The sequence below is a fragment of the Thermoanaerobaculum aquaticum genome (assembly GCF_000687145.1).
Lineage (GTDB): Bacteria > Acidobacteriota > Thermoanaerobaculia > Thermoanaerobaculales > Thermoanaerobaculaceae > Thermoanaerobaculum > Thermoanaerobaculum aquaticum.
This window is the reverse complement of record NZ_JMFG01000020.1, coordinates 161805-180534: the sequence shown is the minus strand read 5'-3', so window position 1 is coordinate 180534 and position 18730 is coordinate 161805. Positions and strand designations below refer to the sequence as shown.

Below are 18730 nucleotides of genomic sequence, written 5' to 3'. Positions count from 1 at the left end.
CAACCTGGCGCTGGCCGAAGGCCCAAGCGGGAAACGACCATGTGGACCTCATCACCCCTTGTCCGGCGTGTTACGTGGTCATGAAGAAGGCCCAGAAGGCGGTAAGCAACGGAGGAGGAGTGGCCGACGCGCTGCGCGGGGCCCTGAAGGATGCAGGTCTCACCTACCGGGGTTCGGTGAGGGTGCGACACCCTTTGGATGTGCTGGTCAACGACGTGGGTTTGGGACGGATACGCCAAGCGGTGAAAAAGCCCCTCACCGGCCTGCGCGTGGTGAGCTACTACGGTTGCCTCCTTACCCGCCCCTTTGCCACCTTCGATGACCCGGCAAACCCGCAGTCGCTGGACAGGCTTGTGGAGGCTTTGGGAGCCGAGCCGGTGGATTGGCCGCTGAAGACCCGCTGTTGCGGTGGGTCGCTTACCGGAACTGTGGAAGAGGTGGGCCTCCGGCTTTCCTACATCCTGCTCAAAGAAGCGCAGCACCGCAAGGCCGATGTGGTCATAACGGCCTGCCCGTTTTGCGAGTGCAACCTCGAGTGTTTCCAGCGCAAAGTTCGCGTGGAATACCCGGACCTGGCGGCCTTGCCAGCGGTGTTCTTCACCCAGCTGATAGGTGTGGCTTTTGGCCTGGAGCGCAAGGCTCTGGGCCTCCAGCGCATGCTGGTCCCGCTCGAGCCGGCTCTGGAGCGCCGGCTGGGAGGTGTCTATGCCTGACGGGTACCACGCTGGCAACGGCGGCCCCCGCATAGGGGTTTACGTGTGCCGCTGCGGCATCAACATTGCGTCCAAAGTGGATGTGGCCGAAGTGGTGGCCTTTGCCCAAACCCTGCCGGGGGTGGTGGTGGCCCGGGAGTACCCGTTCATGTGCTCGGATCCCGGTCAGGAGCTCATTCAAAAGGACATTGCCGAGCTTGGGGTGAACCGGGTGGTGGTGGCTTCCTGCTCTCCCCTCATGCATGAGCCCACATTTCGCGGAGCCACAGCCAAGGGAGGTGTGAACCCGTTCCTGTTTCAAATGGCCAACATTCGCGAGCAGGTGAGCTGGGTTACCTGGGACAAGGGGGCAGCCACCGAAAAGGCTAAGGCGTTAGTGGCAGGAGCGGTAAGTCGGGTTTGGCATCACGCGCCTTTGGAACGCAAGCGGGTGGAGGTGCACCGCGACGTGCTGGTGGTGGGTGGGGGGATTGCCGGCATTCACGCGGCCCTCACCGCCGCCGATTCAGGGAAAACCGTCTACTTGGTGGAGCGGGAGCCCTCCATTGGCGGGCACATGGCCATGTTTGACAAGACCTTCCCCACCCTGGACTGCGCCGCATGCATCCTCACCCCCAAAATGACCGCGGTGGCTTCCCACCCCAACATCAAGCTTTTGTCTTACAGCGAGGTGGAAAAGGTAGACGGTTTTGTGGGCAACTTCACGGTGACCGTGCGCCGCAAGGCCCGCTACGTGGATGTGGAGGAGTGCACCGGCTGCGGCGAGTGCGAAAAGGTATGCCCGGTGGAGGTGCCCTCGGAGTTTAACCAGGGGCTTTCCACCCGCAAGGCCATTTACCGACCTTTCCCGCAGGCGGTCCCCGGGGCTTACACCATTTCCCGCCGCGGCATGCCCCCCTGCCAGGCCGGCTGCCCGCTGCACCAGGCGGCCCAAGCCTACGTGGCGCTCATTGCCCAGGGGCGCTTCGATGAGGCTTTAAAGGTCATTTTGCGGGACAACCCGCTGCCGGCCATTTGCGGCCGGGTGTGCACCCACCCCTGCATGACCCACTGCACCCGCTGCGGGGTGGATGAACCGGTGAGCCTGCCGGCCTTGAAGCGGTTCGTGGTGGACCAGGCGGGGGATTACGACTTCCCCAGGCCCGAGAAGGAGCTGCCGCAACGGGTGGCCATCGTGGGCTCGGGGCCGGCGGGCTTAGCGTGCGCTTTTGAGCTGCGCCAGCGGGGGTACCAGGTGACGGTGTTTGAAAAGGCCTCGCTGCCGGGCGGCATGCTCACCCTGGGGATCCCCGCTTTCCGCTTGCCGCGCGAGGTGATTGCTGCCGACATGCGGCGCTTTGAGCGTCTGGGGGTGGAGTTCCGGTTGGGTGTAGAGGTGGGCAAGCACATCACGGTGGAGGAGCTCCGCCGGCAGTTTGCTGCGGTTTTTGTGGGCATCGGTGCCCACCGCGAGCGCAAGCTCAACGTCCCCGGCGAAGACCTCCCCGGGGTTTTCCCCGGTGTGGATTTCCTCCGCCGGGTAAACCTTGGGGAAAGCGTCAGGCTTTCCGGCCATGTGGTGGTGGTGGGTGGCGGCAACTCGGCGCTGGATGCGGCCCGCACGGCGCTTCGCTGCGGTGCCGAAACCGTAACCGTTGCCTACCGCCGCACCCGCAACGAAATGCCGGCCGATCCCGCGGAAATAGAGGCCGCGGAAGCTGAGGGGGTGAGGTTCGAGTTCTTGGTGGCGCCGGTGGCTTTCGTGGGGCGAGACCGCCTCTCGGCCGTTAGGCTCCAGCGCATGCAGCTGGGAGAACCCGACAGCTCCGGGCGCCCGCGGCCGGTCCCCATTCCCGGCTCGGAGTTTGAAATGCCAGCGGATGCGGTGATCGTCACCGTGGGCCAGGAAGCGGAAGCGGAAAAGCTGGGTTTGCCCACCGAGCGGTGGGGAACTTTGCGCGCCGATGCAGATACCCTCGAAACCCCCATCCCCGGCGTTTTTGCCGGCGGCGACTGCGTCACAGGTCCTGATGTGGTGGTCACCGCCATGGCCGCCGGCAAGAAAGCGGCCGAGTCCATCCACCGCTTCATCCAAGGCCAGGATTTACGTGAAGGACGCGAGCGGGAAGTTCACGTGGTGCAGGCTTGGGAGGTGGACACTGAGGGGCTTCCGGTCAAACCGCGCGTGCCGGTGCCGGAAATCCCCCTGCCCGAGCGCCGCTCCTTCCGGGAGGTGCACACCGGCTACACCCGCGAGCAAGCCATGGAGGAAGCCAAGCGCTGCCTGGCCTGCGGCATTTGCTGTGACTGCCAGCTTTGTGCCACCGTTTGCGAACGCAAAGCCATCCACTACGACGACAAAGACGAGCTCATCGAGCTGCCGGTGGGGGCCATCATTGTGGCCACCGGCTTTGCCCCCTTCGATCCCAAGCGCATCCCCGAGTACGGCTACGGCCGCTACCCCAACGTCTTTACCAGCCTGGAGGTGGAGCGGCTGGTCAACGCTTCCGGGCCCACCGGCGGAGAGGTGCGGCTGCGGGATGGGCGCATCCCCAAATCGGTGGGGATCATTCACTGCGTGGGCTCCAGGGATCAGCGCTACCACAAGTACTGCTCCCGGGTTTGCTGCATGTACTCCCTGAAGCTGGCCCACTTAATCCACGAGCGCACCGGCGCCGAGGTTTACAACTTCTACATTGACATGCGCACCCCCGGCAAAGGCTACGAGGAGTTTTACCTGCGGCTCATGGAGGAAGGGGTGCACTGCATCCGCGGCCGGGTGGCGGAGGTCACCGACTGGGCCATGAGCCCGGAAGAGGAAGGCAAGCTGGTGTTGCGGGTGGAGGACACCAACATTGGCGTGGTGCGGCGCATCCCGGTGGACATGGTGGTGCTTTCGGTGGCTTTGGAGGCCAGGCCCGACGCCGAGGAGGTGCGGCGCACGTTCAACATGTCCTGTTCCGCCGAAGGCTGGTTCCTGGAGCGGCACCCCAAGCTGGCGCCGGTGGCCACCTTCACCGACGGGGTTTGGGTCGCCGGCGCGTGCCAGGGTCCCAAGGACATCCCCGACACCGTAGCGCAAGCGGGAGCGGCGGCGGGGGAGGCTTTGGCGCTTCTGGATCGCGGCTACGTGGAGCTGGAGCCCAACGTGGCCTGGATTGACGAAGAGGCTTGCTCGGGCTGTAAGACCTGCGTGCCCCTTTGCCCCTACTCCGCCATTACCTTCGATGGGGAAAAGGGCAAGTCCCGCATTAACGAAGCTCTGTGCAAGGGCTGCGGCACCTGTGTGGCAGCCTGTCCTTCCGGAGCTGCCCAGCAGCAGCTCTTTACCGATCGGCAAATCCTTGCCGAGATTAAGGGGGTTTTGGCCTATGTCTAGCTTTGAACCCCGCATCGTGGCGTTCTTTTGCAACTGGTGCACCTACACCGCTTCGGACCTGGCGGGTACCGCCCGCATGACCTACGCCCCCAACGTGCGGGTGGTGCGGGTCATGTGCTCGGGAAGGGTGGATCCGCAGTTCGTTTTAGCGGCCTTCCGGGAAGGTGCCGACGGCGTGCTCATCGGCGGCTGCCACCCCGGGGATTGCCACTACCAGGAGGGCAACTACAAGTGCCTGCGGCGCTTTCACGCTTTGCGTAAGCTCCTGGCGCAATTCGGCATTGCCCCCGAGCGCTTGCGGCTGGAGTGGATTTCCGCTTCCGAAGGGGAAAAGGTGCAGCGGGTCATCAACGAAATGGTGGAGGAGGTGAAAAAGCTCGGACCGCTGCCGCCGTTGGTGCCGGAAGAAGCAAGGGAGGCTGCGGCAGCAGGAGGTGGGGTATGAGCAAACCCAAAGTGGCCTTTTACTGGTGCGCCTCCTGTGGGGGGTGCGAAGAAGCGGTGGTGGATTTAGCCGAAGGCATCCTGCCGGTGGTGGAAGCGGTGGACATCGTCTTCTGGCCGGTGGCCCTGGACTTCAAGCGCGCCGATGTGGAAGCCATGGAAGACGGGGCCATTACCGCCTGCTTTGTGAACGGCGCCATTCGCACCTCGGAGCAGGAAGAAATGGCGCACCTCCTGCGGAAGAAAAGCCAGCTGCTCATCGCCTTTGGCGCCTGTGCCCATTTGGGCGGCATCCCTGGCCTTGCCAACCTCTTCGGCCGGGAGGAAATCCTCCGCTGGGTGTACGAGCAAGCCCCCAGCGTCGCCAACGGCGGCACCTATCCCCAGGAACGCTTCCCGGCGCCGGAAGGAGAGCTGGAGCTACCCAGCTTCTCCCCGCAGGTGCGGGCGCTCAACCAGGTGGTGCCGGTGGACTATTACCTGCCCGGCTGCCCGCCGCCGGTGGAGCTCATCGTGCAAGCGGTGACAGCCATCTTGAAAGGGGAACTGCCGCCCAAGGGCACGGTTTTGGCACCGGATGTGGCCTTGTGTGACTCCTGCCCGCGCAAGGAATCCAAGCCGGAAAAACTGCAGCTTTCCCAGCTCACCCGGCCCCATCAGGTCCTCATTGACCAGGAAAAGTGCTTGCTGGCGCAGGGTCTTGTTTGCATGGGGCCGGCCACCCGCAGCGGCTGTGGCGCCGCCTGCATTGCCGGCAACATGCCCTGTACCGGCTGTCTCGGCCCCACCAGCAGGGTGATGGATCAGGGGGCCAAGGCCTTGGCCGGCCTGGCTTCGCTTTTGGACGCTAAAGACGAAGCGCAGGTGCTTGCCATTTTGGAGGGTTTGCCCGATCCGGCGGGGGTCTTTTACCGCTACAGCGTTCCCGCTTCCCTGTTGGCCCGGGCCCGGGGGGAGGTGAGGCATGAGCCGCACGGTCGTCATTGATCCCATTACCCGCTTGGAGGGCCACGGCAAGATTGCCGTGTTCCTCAACGAGCAAGGCAACGTGGACAGGGCGTACTTTCAGGTCCCGGAGCTGCGGGGCTTTGAAAAGTTTGCGGTGGGTCGCCCCGCCGAAGACATGCCGCAGATTACCTCCCGTATTTGCGGCGTGTGCCCCACCGCGCACCACATGGCCTCCACCAAGGCCCTGGATGCCCTGTACCAGGTGGAACCTCCATCAGCGGCCAAGAAGATTCGGGAGCTGGTGTACGCCACCTTCTTTGTGGAAGACCACGCCCTGCATTTTTACTTCCTGGGCGGACCTGATTTTGTGGTGGGACCGCAAGCTCCCAAGGGGGAGCGCAATATCCTGGGGGTTTTGGGGAAAGTGGGCCTGGAAGTGGGCAAGGAAGTCATTGGCCTGCGCCGGGAAATGCGGGAGCTCATCACCCGTGCTGCCGGCAAGGTCATCCACCCGGTTTTTGGCTTGCCCGGTGGCATTGCCAAGCCCTTGACCCAAGAAGACGTGGAAGCCTTCCGCAAAGGGGCCGCCCACGCCGTGGAGTTTGCCAAGTTTTCCTTGAAGGTCTTTGCCGATGTGGTGTTGGCCAACCAAGCTTACGTGGACTGGATTACCTCCGACATCTACACCCACAAAACCTACTACATGGGCCTGGTGGACGAGCAAAAAAGGGTGAACTTTTACGACGGCAAGCTGCGGGTGGTGGACCCTGCGGGCCGAGAAGCCGCGCTCTTCCCGGTTTCGGAGTACCTGGACTACATTGGCGAGCACGTGGAGCCGTGGAGCTACATCAAGTTCTGCTACCTGAAAAAGGTAGGCTGGAAGGGCTTTGTGGACGGTACCGACTCCGGCGTGTACAGCGTTGCTCCACTGGCGCGCCTCAACGCCGCTGAAGGCATGGCCACCCCTGCTGCCCAGGAGGAATACGAGCGCTTTTACGCCACCCTGGGCGGCAAACCCGTGCACTTTACCTTGGCCAACCACTGGGCCCGCCTCATCGAGCTCCTTTACGCTGCCGAGTGCATGGCGGAGCTGGCCGCCGATCCCGAAATCCTGGATCCCCACGTGCGCACCTTGCCTTCGGCCATCCCTGCCGAAGGCGTGGGGGTGGTGGAAGCCCCGCGCGGCACCCTCATCCATCACTACCGCACCGACGAGCGCGGCATCATCACCGCTGCCAACCTCATCGTGGCCACCCAGAACAACGCCGCCCGCATTGCCATGTCGGTGGATAAGGCGGCCAAGGGGCTCATCAAAAACGGGGAAGTGAGCGACGGGCTTTTGAACATGGTGGAAATGGCCTTTCGGGCCTACGACCCCTGCCACGGCTGCGCCACTCATGCGTTGCCCGGCTCCATGCCCCTGATCGTCCGCCTTTACAACCCCCAGGGCCAACTGCTGCGCGAGATACGCCGGGATGGCTGAAAAGCCGGTGCTGGTTTTGGCTTTGGGCAACGACCTCATTGCCGACGACGGGCTGGGTCCGGCGGCAGCTGCTCTTCTGGCGCCACACCTCTCCCCCCAGGTGGAGCTTAAAACGAGCGCTGCCGCCGGCATGGAGCTCCTAGAAGAGCTGGTGGGCTTTGAAGCCGCCATCATCATTGACGCCGTAAAAACCGGCGCCGCCCCAGCCGGCACCATCTTCCGCTACCGGCTGGAAGACCTTTCGCCCGTGGCGGCCCCCTCGGCGCACTGGGCCGGCTTGCCGGAAGCGCAAGCGGTAGCCCAGCACCTGGGCTTGCCTTTCCCCCGGGAGGTGGTCATTTTCGCCGTGGAAGCCCAGGACCTCGCCACCATCGGCCACCCTTTAAGCCCCCCAGTTCAGCAGTCCCTGCCGGTTTTGGTATCTCAGATTTTGGAGGAATTGGCGGCCTTAACGGCTCGATCAGCAGTCGGCACCAAGGCTTTTAGCTCTGGGGTAACGTCGATGGGCAGGTCCCCGGAATTGGCAGGCAACTGACCCCTGGATACCAAAGCGGTCTGCGCGTTCCTGGGCCCGGCCGGCTCTGAAAGTACTTGCTAGCCCGCCAGCGGGAGCTTCGCTACACTACCTCCATGTTGCCCGAGGGAAGCAGCTTGCCGCCACATCCGGATTTGCAGCGGTACTACCGAGCGGGGGAGAAGCAGCAGTTTGTGCGGCAGATTTTTGATGCTTCGGCGCCGGACTACGAGCGGGTGGAAAAGCTCATGAGCCTGGGCACCGGGGCTTGGTACCGGCGGCGGGCGTTGCGGCGGCATGGGCTTCCCTGTGGCCAGCGGGTGTTGGACGTGGCCATTGGCACCGGCCTGGTGGCCCGGGAAACCCTGCGCCTGGCTCAAGATGGGGTCTTCTTGGTAGGCCTGGACCCGTCGGTGGGCATGCTCCATGAAGCCCGAAAACGCGGGCGGGTTTCGGTGGTGGCCGGGTTTGGCGAGAAGATGCCGTTTCCGGAGGCAACGTTTGATTGCCTCACCATGGGGTACGCCCTCCGCCATTTGCCGGACCTGCTGGTGGCGTTTCGGGAGTTCCACCGCGTTTTGCGTCCCGGTGGCAAGCTTTTGATCCTGGAAATTACGCCCCCTCGCCGCGGCTTAGGCAAGGCTCTACTGAAAGCGTACATCCGCAGCCTCACGGCAACTGCTGCCCGGCTTGTAACCCGCCACCGCACCACCGCCGAGCTCTGGCGCTACTTCTGGGACACCATGGAAGCCTGCGTGCCGCCGGAAAAGGTCATGGCCGCGCTTTCCGACGCGGGTTTTGCGCAGGTTTCGCGCTTTCTGGAGCTGGGGATTTTTTCCGAGTACACCGCGGTAAAGCCGGGCTAGATCGCCATCGCTTTAGTTTCGCTGGCGCTTCTCCTCCGTGCCCACCACCAGCGCCAGCTCAGCCCCCAGAAGGAACACCAGCCAGGAAAGCATGAGCGAAACCAGGAATAGTAAAAGCAAGCTCAAAGGTCCGTAAATGAGGTCCAGTTGCGGGAGGAGGCGCCAGTAAAGGGTTACACCGCGGGAAATACCCACCAGAAAAAGCGAGGAAAATCCGGCTCCCAGGGCCGCCGCCAGCCACGTGGGCCGGCGTGGGGGAATGAGGCGATAGACCAAAAGCAACGCCACGGGACCCCCCAAGTGCCGCACCAGTCCCCGCACCAGAGCATGCAGCGTGGGATGGGCGTGGGTAGAGAAAAGCGTGGGTAAAGCCAAGAAGCCGGCAAACACCAGGGGGCCGGCAAGCAGCAGGGTGAGAAACGACGTCAGTCGAAAAAGCCGGCGGCGGGATCCACCCGCCATGGCCACCAGCACCGAATCCACCTGCCAGAACGCGTTGAGGGCGGCCGCCACGGAAAACACAACACCTGCGGCACCAAGGCCGGCGGCCCGTTTGGTGAGCGTGGCGAGCGTAGCCTGCACCTGCTGGGGGGAAAAGGGGAACAGCTCGGAAAGCCGGGTCAATACCTGTTCGGCCCGCGCAGGGTCTACCTGAGCGGTGACCACAAACACCACGGTAAAAAGCGGCACCACCGATAAAAGCGTCGAGTACGCCAGAGCCGCAGCGTGGAGGGCGAGCCTGTGCTCAGAGCTGCGGCGGGCGAGCCTGCGGAACAAAGCCCAAAGCCGTTGAGCTCCTTCTTTTACAAGCTCACCTGCTCGCCGTACTGGGGAAGGTGGCAGGGCCATCCCAGCTCCTTTTGGATGAGCTCGGCAAACTGCTGTGAAGCCTCAGGCTCACCGTGGGTGACGAAAACCTGCTTCGGCGCTTGCTCCGCCTGCCTCATCCACACCAGAAGCTCTTCCCGGTCAGCGTGGGCTGAGAGGCTACTGATATGGGCTACCTGGGCACCCACGGGGACGTGTTCGCCGAAGATCTTGACGGTGGGCTCGCCGTCCAGAATCTTGCGCCCGCGGGTTCCCTGGGCTTGAAAGCCCACGAAGAGGACGGTGTTTTGCGGGTGGGGAAGGCGGTGGCGGAGATGGTGGAGGATGCGGCCGCCGGTGGCCATCCCCGAGGCGGAAATAATCACCGCCGGCCCGGGGAGGGCGTTGATGGCTTGGGATTCGCTCACCGTGGTGACGATGCGCAGGCTTGAAGGCAGAAAGGGCTCGTCCTCGCGTTCCACGAAGCGGGTTTCCGCATCGTGTTCGGAAAGCGCTTGGCGGTAAATGGCGGTGGCCTCCCGGGCCATGGGGGAGTCCAGAAAAACCGGAGGCAAAGCGAGGTCACCGTCGTCTTCCAGCTCCCGCAGGTAGTAAAGGATCTCCTGGGTTCTGCCTACGGCAAAGGCGGGGATGAGCACCACCCCCCCGCGCTGAGCAGTGCTGGTAATGACCTCCGCCAGCTGCTCCCGCGGGTCGCCGGCGTCGTGCACGCGGTCGCCGTAGGTGGACTCCACCACCAGATACGTGGCTCCCGGGAACGGTTCCGGAGGCATGAGGATGGGCACCGCGTAGCGACCCACATCCCCGGAAAAGAAAAGGCTGGTGGGCTCTCCCCCTCGCCCCTTAAAGCGGAGCTCTACCGCTGCAGCTCCCAGGATGTGCCCCTGGCGATGGAAGGTAAAGGTACAGCCGGGGTGAAGGGTGAACGGCTGGTCAAAGGGGACTGCGTGCAAAAGACCTAAGGCCTGCGAAGCATCGTCGGTATCGAACAGGGGGAGGGCCGGGGAGTGCTTGGTGGAGCCCACCTTGTTGGCGTAGCGGGCTTCTTCCTCCTGCAGGTGGGCGGCATCGGGAAGCAGCACCGAGAGAAGCCGCTTGGTGGAAGGGGTGACGTACACCCGGCCGTGGAACCCTTCCCGAACCAGCCGCGGGAGGTATCCCGTGTGGTCAATGTGGGCGTGGGTGAGGATTACCGCCTCAATGGAGTTAGCCTCCACGGGAAAAGGCTGCCAGTTGCGAAGCCGCAGCTCCTTTTCCCCCTGAAACAGCCCGGCATCCACCAGGTAACGGTGGCCGTGGATTTCCAAAAGGTACCGCGATCCGGTTACGGTGCCCGTGGCTCCCAAAAAGGTCAGGCTCGCCATACCGGCAGTTTACCCGTTTCGAGGGAAGCCGGGGCGTTGCGGTGTTCTGGTGGAGCCCTCAGCCAAGGCCAAAAAGCCCAACTCGTGAGCCAGCAGTTGACGGCCGAACTGGTGCGGAGGTTACTATACGTCTGCGATTGTCTTTTGGGAGGAATCAGTGGCCTGCGAATCAATTGCGGACGGCTTGAAAGCTTCAAAGGCCTTACGACTGACATTGGCTGTTGCATTTCTCATCGGGGGACAGGGGGCAGCGTGGGCCACGGACCCTCAGTTGGAAACCTTCACTCGCTGGCGGGGGAAAACTCGGGATCTTTACGCGCTTGCCACCAGCGGAAGAAACCCTGAGTACGGAAAGAAAACCGCCCAAGCGTTGCTTCAGGAACTGCTTGACTCTTTGAAGCCCAACGACAAGGCGTGTGAGGTCTTCGCGCGGGTGTTTCTCCTGAAAGCGGTCTTTGAAGCTCAGTTAGGGCAACTGGATGAAGCGGAATGGGATTTCTTCATGGCTCTTTCCCTCTATCCCGTGTTTTCGCAAGCCCGCTTTTCCGGTTTTCCTAAAGCGTCGGAGCCTTTTTCGCAATGGGCGAAAGATTGGGAAAAGCGCGAGAAGCAAGAGGACGAGGACATCAAAAGTCGCGTGGCTGGGGGCGAATCGCAATTCCGACGTACGGACTGTTCTCCCCCTGAGAAGAAGCAGCCGGTGGTTACCCCTCAGTACCCAGAGGGCGTTCGCTGGTCGCGTCTCAGTGGCACTGTCGAGCTGTCCATCGTGATTGACAAAAACGGCGTGCCCCGGCGGCCCTACTTTAAGTTCAACTGCTACATGGCTTCTCTGTTCGTGGCGGCCGCTGAAGGAGTGCGCCAGTGGCGCTATGAGCCGGTGGTGTGCGAAGGGGCGCCGGCGGATGTTTTGGAGCGCATTACCGTCAACTTCCACCTCACGCGGCACTAAAAGGGCGCAACGTAGGTCTTACCTGGCAAAAAGTGGGAGGGATTGGTCCGCTGCGGGGAGCATAAAAATAGAAGCGGGCCGGTGCGGCCCGCTCTTGTTGTTGCCGAAAAGTATGTTGAGTAGCTTTTCAGGACCTAGCTTTGCGCAAAAGCTCGCTGACGAAGTTCCAGTTCACCACGTTCCACCAGGCTTGCACGTACTCGTTGCGGCGGTTTTGGTACTTCAGGTAGTAGGCGTGTTCCCACACGTCCACCCCCAGGATGGGCCTGTCGCCGTCGGTGAGCGGGGAATCCTGGTTGGCCGTGGAGTACACGTCCAAAGCCCCGGAGGGTTTGACCACCAGCCACGCCCAGCCGGAGCCAAAGCGGCCCATAGCGGCAGCGGTGAACTTTTCCTTGAAGGACTCAAAGCTGCCAAAGGCGTTGGCAATGGCCTGGGCCAGCTCACCCTGGGGGGTGCCGCCGGCGTTGGGGGCCATCATTTGCCAGAACAGCGAGTGGTTGAGATGCCCGCCGCCGTGGTTGCGCACCGCGGTGCGGATGGCCTCCGGGACCTGGGACAACTTGGCAATGAGCTCCTCCAGGGACCAGCTTTCCACCGGCGAGCCAGTTACCGCCTTGTTGAGGTTGTCCACGTACGCCTGATGATGCTTGGTGTGGTGGATTTGCATGGTTTGGGTGTCAATGTAGGGCTCCAGAGCATCATAAGCGTAGGGTAACGGGGGGAGTTGATGCACGCTCATAACAAAACCTCCTTTTGGTTTTTGGCGGTCGTCTTGCGCCGCCTCAAACCTCTAAACCTCATCCGCCCAAATTGTATTCCCGGACCGGGTTGAAATTTTCGTGGACAGGGCCTAGTTTGTTGTCATCAGGAAGCGCAGACTTCCGGGAGGTCGCCCATGGCAGAGAGGCGAAGTGCCCAAAGACTTACTCCAGCTACCGAGCTTTCGGCTCGCGTGCGGGCGTTCCTTCCCGCCCGGGTGGTGGACGTTTCCCGCACGGGGATTCAGCTGGAGCTTTCCAGCTTGTTGCGCATTGGGGTTTCCTGCGACGTCAAGCTGACGTTGGAAGGCGCCGAGCTACGCTGGCCGGCCACCGTACGCCGTTGCCGCGCTACCCAGTTCGGTGTGGACGAACGCGGGCAAAAGGTGCTCTTTTACCGTGCCGGTTTGGAGTTTGCCAGCATGACCGACGAGGAGTGGGCGCGCTTGGAGCGGTTCCTTACCAAGGCTTCTTCGGAGGGGACGGGCTTGGAGCTGGACCACCGCGATGTGCTGGAGACCCAACCCAAAAGCGAGCAGGAGAACGCAGCCCGGCGCACCGGTCCCATCAAGGTGAAAGTGGATACCTCGCGGTTTCGCACCTAGCCTTTGGCTTTGACCGCTTCCACTGCACCCCGCACTTTGGGTGCTAGCCGAAAGACCTCCCGCCGCAGGGCGTCCTCGTCCACCGTGAGCACCTTGTGGTTTTCCACGAGTGTCTTGCCGTTCACCACCACATGCTGCACGTCGCTGGCGCGAGCTGCGTAAATCAAGTGGCTTTCGGGGTCGTACACCGGCACAGCGTGGGGTTCGTGGGTGGCGAGACACACCACGTCGGCGCGCTTGCCAACGGCAAGGGTGCCCACCACCTTCCCCAGCCCAAGCACCTCGGCTCCACCGCGGGTGAGCAGAGCTGCCACCGTGGGTGCCGGCATGCAGGTGGGGTCGCCGGTCACGCCCTTGTACAGCAAGGCGGCAATTTGGGCGTCGCGGAGGAGGTCCAGGGTGTTGTTGGAAGCGGCACCGTCGGTGCCGAAACCCACCTTCACGCCCTGGGCAAGCATTTGCGGCAGCGGCGCCACCCCTGAAGCCAGCTTCAAGTTGGAAACCGGGTTGGCGGCTACCCCAACGCCCAGCTCCGCCAGAGTGGCAATGTCCTCTGCGGTGACGTGCACGCAGTGGGCCGCCACCGTGCGCGAGGACAGCACCCCCAAATCCGCCAGGTACTGCACCGGCGTGGTCCCCTTTTCCTTTTGGAAGGTTTCCATCTCCCAGCGAGTTTCGGCCACGTGGATGAGGAAAGGCACGTCGAACTCTTCGGCGAGCTCAGCCGCTTTGGCGATGTTTTTGGCGTTCACCGAATAAGGGGCATGGGCGGCCACCGCCGGGGTGATGAGCGGGTGCTGGCGGTACCTCTCGCAAAGCTCCCGCTGCTTTTCCAGCGCCACCTCCGGCGACGGGCAGGAGGGTGTGGGGAAGTCAATGATGGACTCCGGAACCACTCCGCGAATGCCAACCTGCTCCAGGGCTTCAGCCACCGTGGGGGCGTAGAAGTACATGTCGCACACGCAGGTGACACCGGCTTTGAGGCTTTCCACCGCTGCCCACAGCGTGCCCAGCTTTACGGTTTCGGCATCCATTACCGCTTTTTCCGCCGGCCAAATGTGCTGCTCCAGCCACTCCTTGAGGGGCAGATCGTCGGCCAGCCCCCGCAGCAACACCATGGCCAGGTGCGTGTGGGTGTTGACAAAGCCGGGGAGGATCAAGCCGCCGCCGGCATCGAGAACCTTTGCGGCTGGCACCGGCACGCTTTCCCTGGGGCCCACCGCCACGATGTCCTGGCCACGCACCGCCACGGCGCCATCCACGATGGGCTTGGCCCCGGGCTCCATGGTGAGGACCGTACCGTTGACGATGAGGAGATCCACGGCTCCGGCGTTTGCAGCCACCATTAGAACCTCACCTGCGGGGGACGCTCGGCGCCGGGTGTGGCCTGGAAGTAAGGACGCTCCGCAAAGCCCAGCAGGTTGGCAATGAGGACCTGCGGGAAGCGACGGCGGTAGGTGTTATAGGCCTGCGCCGCCTCGTTAAAGCGCTTGCGCTCCACGGCAATGCGGTTTTCCGTGCCTTCCAGCTGGGCTTGTAGATCCCGGAAGGCTTCCGTGGCCCGCAGCTCGGGGTAGCGCTCCACCACCACTAAAAGCCGGGAAAGAGCCGAGGAAAGCTCGTCCTGGGCCTTTTGGAACTGGGCGAACTGCTGGGCGTTGGGCACCCCGGAAAACGTTACCTGACCCACCTTGGCCCGGGCTTCCACCACGGCGGTGAGGGTTTCCCGTTCGAAATCCCGGGCGCCTTTGACGGTTTCCACCAGGTTGGGGATCAAATCGGCCCGCCTCTGGTACACGTTTTCCACCTGCGCCCAAGCGCTCTTCACCGCCTCGTCAAGCTTGACCAAACGGTTGTAGGACTGCCAAAGCGTGAGGCCCGCTAACAGGACCGCAACCACCAGCAAAACAAGACAACCCAAAAGCCCGCGCTTCATAAGACCTCCCTTGTGAGGATTCTACCCTGGACAGCACCAAACCTTGTCCTCACCTTGAGGCTTGCGCCGCCAGCGCTGATGGAACCACACCCACTGCTCGGGGCAGGAGCGGATGTGCTCCTCAATGCGCGCGGTAAGCAGAGCGGTGAGCTGGCCTACGTCTTCTTCTCTGGTGTGACTGCCTGTCGGCCAAATGGCCGGCTGCACTTTGATGACCATGGTGCCGTCCTGGTCCCTGCGGGCAAAGCCCAAAACGATGGGGCAGCCCCGCCGCAGCGCCAGGAACGCCGCGCCCGTGGGGGTCCAGGCCGGCTCGCCAAAAAACGGCACGAAAACCCCGGGTACCGCCACGTCTTGGTCAATCAAAAGCCCCACCACTCGGCCCCGGTGCAGGGCCCGCAGCAACGCCTGGCCTGCTCCTTCACCGCGGGCTACCGCTTCTCCGCCAAAGCGGGTGCGAAGACGGGTGATAAAGCGGTCAAAGCGGGGATCACGCAAGCGCCGGCCGGCGGCGGTCATGGGGATGCCAGCGGCCTGCAACGCCAGGTTCATCCACTCCCAGTTGCCGCAGTGGCCGGTCACCAGAACCACACCTTTACCGTGGGCGATGGCCTCCTGGAGGTGTTCCAGGCCTTCAAAGCGGGTGCGGGCCAAGATCTTCGCAGCGGAAGCGTGGGCCAGCCACAACGCCTCGCCCAGCAGGCACCCCAGGTGCTGGGCATGGGCCCGCAGGATGGTCTCACAGTCGAAGTTGGGGCCAAAGGCTTTTTGCAGGTGCTCCCGGGCTCTTTGACAGTCCCGTTTGGCCAGGCGAGCGGCCAGCAACCCGAGGCGCGAGAAAAGCAGGCGCAAGAGCGAAAGCGGCAGGGCGCGGGCGGCCAAAAGCCACACGCGAAAGAGCCCGTAGCCAGCGGCATAGCGAAGCTCCTTGCCCCAACGCACGGGGCAAGTTTAGCAACCGGTTGTGGCTTTTCCCTGTATCATGCGCGGCGGGAGGGACGGTGCAGCAAGGTGAGCTCTTTATCGTTTCGTCGCCCTCCGGCGGCGGTAAAACCACGTTGATTCGCCGGGTCATCGAAAGGCTGGGGCAGGAAGGCCGGAAGGCTTACTTTTCCGTTTCCCACACCACCCGGCCTCCGCGCCCCGGGGAAAAGCACGGCGTGGATTACTACTTTGTCAGCCGCGAGGAGTTTCTCTCCATGGTGGACCGCGGTGAGTTTTTGGAGTACGCCGAGGTTCACGGCAACCTCTACGGCACCTCCTGGCAGGAAATTCGCGGCAAAAGGGAAAGCGGCTACCACGTTTTCCTGGACATTGACGTGCAGGGGGCGAGGCAGGTCCGCGGCAGAGTTCCCGATGCCGTGAAGGTCTTTATCTTCCCGCCGTCCTTTGCTGAGCTCAAAAGGCGGCTTCTTTTTCGCCGGCAGGATCGAGAGGACGCCATTCGCTTGCGTATGCGTAATGCTCTCAACGAGATGCGCGAATACGGCGAGTTTGATTATGTTATCATCAACGACGAGTTGGAGGTGGCGACCGCCGAGCTTTTTGCGATCGTCACCGCTTCCCGCCTCCGCAGCCAGCGCATGCGCGGGTGCGTGGAAACCATCTTGGACGACTTCGCTCGTCACCTGAGGGAGGACCTATGAACGACGTGCCCAAACCCGACAGCACCTTTCGTTTGGTGCTTTTGGCCGCCAAGCGAGCCGAGCAGCTCATTGAGGGGGCCAAGCCTCGCTTGACCGACCACAACTGCTTTAAGCCCACCACCCTGGCGCTCAAGGAGGTGGAGGCAGGTCTTGTGCCCTGGCGGATCCTCACGGCCGAGGAGTACGAGCGGTTGCGGGAGCAGGAGCTGGCCCAGCGGGAGCAGGAAAAGGAGCGCGAGCTCACCCTTGCTCCGCCGCCGCCACCGGTGATTGAGCCTTTCGTGGACGTGGAAGAAGAGGAAGAGGAGGAAGAGGAGCTGGAGGAGCCCGAAACCCTTCCCGCCGACGAAGACCTGGCGGAGTTAGAGCAGCTTTCGGAAAAGGAACTCCTGGACGAGGAGGGGTAAGTGCGGGGTCGGGTGGTTCTGGGTGTGGGGGGCGGCATTGCTGCCTTCCGCGCCGTGGAGCTCGCCCGAGGGCTCGTTCACGCCGGCTGCCAGGTGCACCCCATCCTCACCTGGGCCGCATCCCAGTTAGTCACACCGCGGACCTTTGCGGTCCTCACCGGGCAGCGAGCGCAGGTTTCCCTGTGGCGGGATCGGGAAAGCCCGGGCATTGACCACACCGAGCTTTCCCGCATGGCGGATCTTTTGGTCATTTGCCCCGCCACTGCCAACCTCATGGCCAAGCTGGCCTACGGGGTGGCCGATGATGCCCTCACCACCTACGCCTTAGCCCACCGCCGGGCGGTGGTCCTTGCCCCCTCCATGAACACCGTGATGTGGGAAAAGGAAGCCACTCAAAAGGCTCTGGAGCTGTTGCGGGCGCGGGGGGCGGTGATTGTGCCGCCGGTTTTTGGGTTGCTGGCCGACGGCGAGGTGGGTGTGGGCAAGCTCGCGCCGGTGGAGGAAATACTGGCCGCGTGCCTCGCGCAGCTTCCCAAAACCGGGCCGCTTTCGGGCCTGCGGGTGCTGGTGACCGCCGGACCTACCCGCGAAGCCCTGGACACCGTCCGCGTGCTCACCAACCGCTCCTCCGGGCGGATGGGGGTGGCTTTAGCAGCGCAAGCCCAGAGCCTGGGCGCCGAGGTGCGGCTTTTGGCCGGCCCGGGAGTGGCGGTGCCGGCCGGGCTTTGGGTGGCCCGCTTTGAAAGCGCCGAGGATTTGGCGGCGCTGTTGAGGGAACACGCAGCGTGGGCCAGGGTGGTGTTCCATGCGGCGGCGGTGGCCGATTTTCGTCCGGCGCAACGGGCCGCCGGCAAGCTGGATCGCCGCCAGGGGCCTATGACGTTGCAGCTCGAACCGGTGCCGGACCTCACTCTGGAGATTGCCGCTGCGTCCCCCAGGCCTTTCCTGGTGATTTTTGCCGCCGAGGAAAGCAAAAACCTCGCATCCCGTGCCCAGGCCAAGCTTTCGGCCAAGGGCGCCGATGCCGTGGTGGCCAACCCCATTGACGAGGAAGGGTTGGGCATGGAGGTGGCCAAAAACCGCGCCGAGGTTTGGACTAAGAAGGGCCACCACCTGAGCTTTCCGCCCATGGGCAAGGAACAACTGGCACGGGAGCTGCTGTTGGCTCTGGCGGGGGAAATGCTGGCGTTTCCATGAGCGCCCGGGATTTGGCCCGCTACCTTTTGGACTTTGGTATCCAGGAGGTGATGCTCCCGGAGGGAAGCCAACCCTCCCGCGAGGAGCAGGATCCCCTGGCCTTTCAGGACCTGGCTTCCATGGCCAAGGCGGTGGCCACATGCCAGCGCTGTCGGTTGGCCAAGGGACGTACCCAAGTGGTGTTTGGGGTGGGGAACCCCGAGGCGCGGGTGGTGTTTGTGGGGGAAGCTCCGGGGGCGGAAGAGGACCGCCAGGGGGAGCCGTTTGTGGGCCGGGCCGGCCAGCTCCTCAACTCCATGCTCAGGGCGTGCGGCCTGTCCCGCTCCGAGGTTTACATTGCCAACATCGTGAAGTGCCGGCCTCCCGGCAACCGCGATCCCCAGGACGATGAAGCCGCTGCCTGCTTGCCTTTTCTCAGGCGGCAACTGGCGCTTATCAAGCCGGAAATCATTGTGCTTTTGGGCCGGGTTGCCGCCCGGCACCTGTTGGGTATCACGGCGCCCATCAGCTCTTACCGCGGCAGCTGGCGGCACTGGGAGGGCGTGGAGGTTCTTCCCACCTTCCACCCGGCCTACCTGCTGCGCAACCCCCAGGCCAAACGGGAAGCCTGGGAGGACCTCAAGAAGCTCATGGCAAGGCTTTCGGCGGCTGCCCAAAAGAAGGCGGGAACCGCCGAGGGAGAGGCACCTCCCGTGCTATAGTGAAATG

At 63.3% G+C, this 18730-nt stretch carries 19 protein-coding genes; 13 read left to right on the top strand and 6 right to left on the bottom strand.

Annotation, left to right across the window (positions count from 1 at the left end; all coding sequences use genetic code 11):
- The first annotated feature begins 41 nt into the window (after positions 1-41).
- The 7 genes from EG19_RS08145 to EG19_RS08115 all read left to right on the top strand — a co-directional run bounded on the left by EG19_RS08145 (position 42) and on the right by EG19_RS08115 (position 8326).
- A complete protein-coding gene (locus EG19_RS08145; RefSeq protein ID WP_053335104.1) occupies positions 42-713 on the top strand; it encodes a CoB--CoM heterodisulfide reductase iron-sulfur subunit B family protein in 672 nt (223 codons plus the stop codon).
- Positions 706-4071: an FAD-dependent oxidoreductase gene (locus EG19_RS08140; protein WP_053335103.1), complete on the top strand. Its 3366-nt coding sequence runs from the start codon at positions 706-708 to the stop codon at positions 4069-4071. Before EG19_RS08145 ends, EG19_RS08140 begins: the two co-directional genes overlap by 8 nt.
- Positions 4064-4516, top strand: coding sequence for a hydrogenase iron-sulfur subunit (locus tag EG19_RS08135; RefSeq protein ID WP_038049435.1), 453 nt, complete (start codon positions 4064-4066; stop codon positions 4514-4516). Before EG19_RS08140 ends, EG19_RS08135 begins: the two co-directional genes overlap by 8 nt.
- The gene (locus tag EG19_RS08130) at positions 4513-5502 is read left to right on the top strand and encodes an NADH-quinone oxidoreductase subunit B family protein (RefSeq protein ID WP_038049431.1); all 990 of its coding nucleotides are present in this window, start codon (positions 4513-4515) and stop codon (positions 5500-5502) included. Before EG19_RS08135 ends, EG19_RS08130 begins: the two co-directional genes overlap by 4 nt.
- Positions 5480-6946: a Ni/Fe hydrogenase subunit alpha gene (locus EG19_RS08125; protein ID WP_038049430.1), complete on the top strand. Its 1467-nt coding sequence runs from the start codon at positions 5480-5482 to the stop codon at positions 6944-6946. The genes EG19_RS08130 and EG19_RS08125 overlap by 23 nt, the downstream gene beginning before the upstream one ends.
- Positions 6939-7481 (top strand): hydrogenase maturation protease, encoded by a 543-nt coding sequence (locus tag EG19_RS08120; RefSeq protein ID WP_053335102.1) that lies wholly within the window; start codon positions 6939-6941, stop codon positions 7479-7481. Before EG19_RS08125 ends, EG19_RS08120 begins: the two co-directional genes overlap by 8 nt.
- Positions 7482-7576: 95 nt before the next feature.
- The gene (locus EG19_RS08115; RefSeq protein WP_038049429.1) at positions 7577-8326 is read left to right on the top strand and encodes a class I SAM-dependent methyltransferase; all 750 of its coding nucleotides are present in this window, start codon (positions 7577-7579) and stop codon (positions 8324-8326) included.
- 12 nt (positions 8327-8338) lie between these two features.
- Here the strand turns inward: EG19_RS08115 and EG19_RS08110 are convergent, their stop codons facing one another.
- Together EG19_RS08110 and EG19_RS08105 are read right to left on the bottom strand one after the other, a co-directional pair.
- Complete coding sequence (locus EG19_RS08110; protein WP_081800054.1) at positions 8339-9175, bottom strand: YihY/virulence factor BrkB family protein; 837 nt, start codon at positions 9173-9175, stop codon at positions 8339-8341.
- Positions 9130-10518, bottom strand: coding sequence for an MBL fold metallo-hydrolase RNA specificity domain-containing protein (locus tag EG19_RS08105; protein WP_038049425.1), 1389 nt, complete (start codon positions 10516-10518; stop codon positions 9130-9132). Before EG19_RS08105 ends, EG19_RS08110 begins: the two co-directional genes overlap by 46 nt.
- Positions 10519-10675: 157 nt before the next feature.
- On the opposite strand from EG19_RS08105, the gene EG19_RS08100 reads away from it, so the two are divergent.
- The gene (locus tag EG19_RS08100; RefSeq protein ID WP_038049423.1) at positions 10676-11470 is read left to right on the top strand and encodes an energy transducer TonB; all 795 of its coding nucleotides are present in this window, start codon (positions 10676-10678) and stop codon (positions 11468-11470) included.
- Positions 11471-11597: 127 nt separating this feature from the next.
- Here the strand turns inward: EG19_RS08100 and EG19_RS08095 are convergent, their stop codons facing one another.
- Positions 11598-12212 carry a superoxide dismutase gene (locus EG19_RS08095; RefSeq protein WP_038049421.1) on the bottom strand — a complete coding sequence of 205 codons (615 nt, stop codon included), beginning with the start codon at positions 12210-12212 and terminating at the stop codon, positions 11598-11600.
- 156 nt (positions 12213-12368) lie between these two features.
- Between EG19_RS08095 and EG19_RS08090 the strand changes: the two genes are divergently transcribed.
- Positions 12369-12836 (top strand): PilZ domain-containing protein, encoded by a 468-nt coding sequence (locus tag EG19_RS08090; RefSeq protein ID WP_038049420.1) that lies wholly within the window; start codon positions 12369-12371, stop codon positions 12834-12836.
- Here the strand turns inward: EG19_RS08090 and EG19_RS08085 are convergent.
- From EG19_RS08085 to EG19_RS08075, 3 genes are read right to left on the bottom strand one after another with little or no spacing between them, the layout of a single operon-like run.
- Entirely contained in the window at positions 12833-14182 is a 1350-nt protein-coding gene (locus EG19_RS08085; RefSeq protein ID WP_038049419.1) for an amidohydrolase family protein, read from the bottom strand. The two genes, EG19_RS08090 and EG19_RS08085, sit on opposite strands and share 4 nt — an antisense overlap.
- The gene (locus tag EG19_RS08080) at positions 14182-14772 is read right to left on the bottom strand and encodes a LemA family protein (protein WP_053335101.1); all 591 of its coding nucleotides are present in this window, start codon (positions 14770-14772) and stop codon (positions 14182-14184) included. Before EG19_RS08080 ends, EG19_RS08085 begins: the two co-directional genes overlap by 1 nt.
- Before the next feature lie 21 nt (positions 14773-14793).
- Positions 14794-15714 carry a lysophospholipid acyltransferase family protein gene (locus EG19_RS08075; RefSeq protein WP_053335100.1) on the bottom strand — a complete coding sequence of 307 codons (921 nt, stop codon included), beginning with the start codon at positions 15712-15714 and terminating at the stop codon, positions 14794-14796.
- A 59-nt stretch (positions 15715-15773) separates the two neighbouring features.
- Here EG19_RS08075 and gmk point away from each other — a divergent pair, with 59 nt between their 5' ends.
- The 4 genes from gmk to EG19_RS08055 are packed head-to-tail and all read left to right on the top strand — an operon-like array spanning position 15774 to position 18723.
- The gene (gene gmk, locus EG19_RS08070) at positions 15774-16418 is read left to right on the top strand and encodes a guanylate kinase (RefSeq protein WP_038049418.1); all 645 of its coding nucleotides are present in this window, start codon (positions 15774-15776) and stop codon (positions 16416-16418) included.
- Positions 16415-16825 carry a DNA-directed RNA polymerase subunit omega gene (gene rpoZ / locus EG19_RS13905; protein ID WP_053335099.1) on the top strand — a complete coding sequence of 137 codons (411 nt, stop codon included), beginning with the start codon at positions 16415-16417 and terminating at the stop codon, positions 16823-16825. Before gmk ends, rpoZ begins: the two co-directional genes overlap by 4 nt.
- Entirely contained in the window at positions 16826-18022 is a 1197-nt protein-coding gene (coaBC, locus tag EG19_RS08060; RefSeq protein ID WP_053335098.1) for a bifunctional phosphopantothenoylcysteine decarboxylase/phosphopantothenate--cysteine ligase CoaBC, read from the top strand.
- On the top strand, positions 18019-18723 hold the full coding sequence (locus tag EG19_RS08055) for a uracil-DNA glycosylase (RefSeq protein ID WP_081800045.1): 705 nt from the start codon (positions 18019-18021) through the stop codon (positions 18721-18723). The genes coaBC and EG19_RS08055 overlap by 4 nt, the downstream gene beginning before the upstream one ends.
- The last annotated feature ends 7 nt before the right edge of the window (positions 18724-18730 follow it).

Bases quoted from the DNA above. Each gene is read 5' to 3' on its own strand.
- EG19_RS08140 (WP_053335103.1), top strand. From the start codon at position 706: ATGCCTGACGGGTACCACGCTGGCAACGGCGGCCCCCGCATAGGGGTT.
- EG19_RS08135 (WP_038049435.1), top strand. From the start codon at position 4,064: ATGTCTAGCTTTGAACCCCGCATCGTGGCGTTCTTTTGCAACTGGTGC.
- EG19_RS08130 (WP_038049431.1), top strand. From the start codon at position 4,513: ATGAGCAAACCCAAAGTGGCCTTTTACTGGTGCGCCTCCTGTGGGGGG.
- EG19_RS08125 (WP_038049430.1), top strand. From the start codon at position 5,480: ATGAGCCGCACGGTCGTCATTGATCCCATTACCCGCTTGGAGGGCCAC.
- EG19_RS08120 (WP_053335102.1), top strand. From the start codon at position 6,939: ATGGCTGAAAAGCCGGTGCTGGTTTTGGCTTTGGGCAACGACCTCATT.
- EG19_RS08115 (WP_038049429.1), top strand. From the start codon at position 7,577: ATGTTGCCCGAGGGAAGCAGCTTGCCGCCACATCCGGATTTGCAGCGG.
- EG19_RS08110 (WP_081800054.1), bottom strand. From the start codon at position 9,175: ATGGCCCTGCCACCTTCCCCAGTACGGCGAGCAGGTGAGCTTGTAAAA.
- EG19_RS08105 (WP_038049425.1), bottom strand. From the start codon at position 10,518: ATGGCGAGCCTGACCTTTTTGGGAGCCACGGGCACCGTAACCGGATCG.
- EG19_RS08095 (WP_038049421.1), bottom strand. From the start codon at position 12,212: ATGAGCGTGCATCAACTCCCCCCGTTACCCTACGCTTATGATGCTCTG.
- EG19_RS08090 (WP_038049420.1), top strand. From the start codon at position 12,369: ATGGCAGAGAGGCGAAGTGCCCAAAGACTTACTCCAGCTACCGAGCTT.
- EG19_RS08085 (WP_038049419.1), bottom strand. From the start codon at position 14,182: ATGGTGGCTGCAAACGCCGGAGCCGTGGATCTCCTCATCGTCAACGGT.
- EG19_RS08080 (WP_053335101.1), bottom strand. From the start codon at position 14,772: ATGAAGCGCGGGCTTTTGGGTTGTCTTGTTTTGCTGGTGGTTGCGGTC.
- rpoZ (WP_053335099.1), top strand. From the start codon at position 16,415: ATGAACGACGTGCCCAAACCCGACAGCACCTTTCGTTTGGTGCTTTTG.
- EG19_RS08055 (WP_081800045.1), top strand. From the start codon at position 18,019: ATGAGCGCCCGGGATTTGGCCCGCTACCTTTTGGACTTTGGTATCCAG.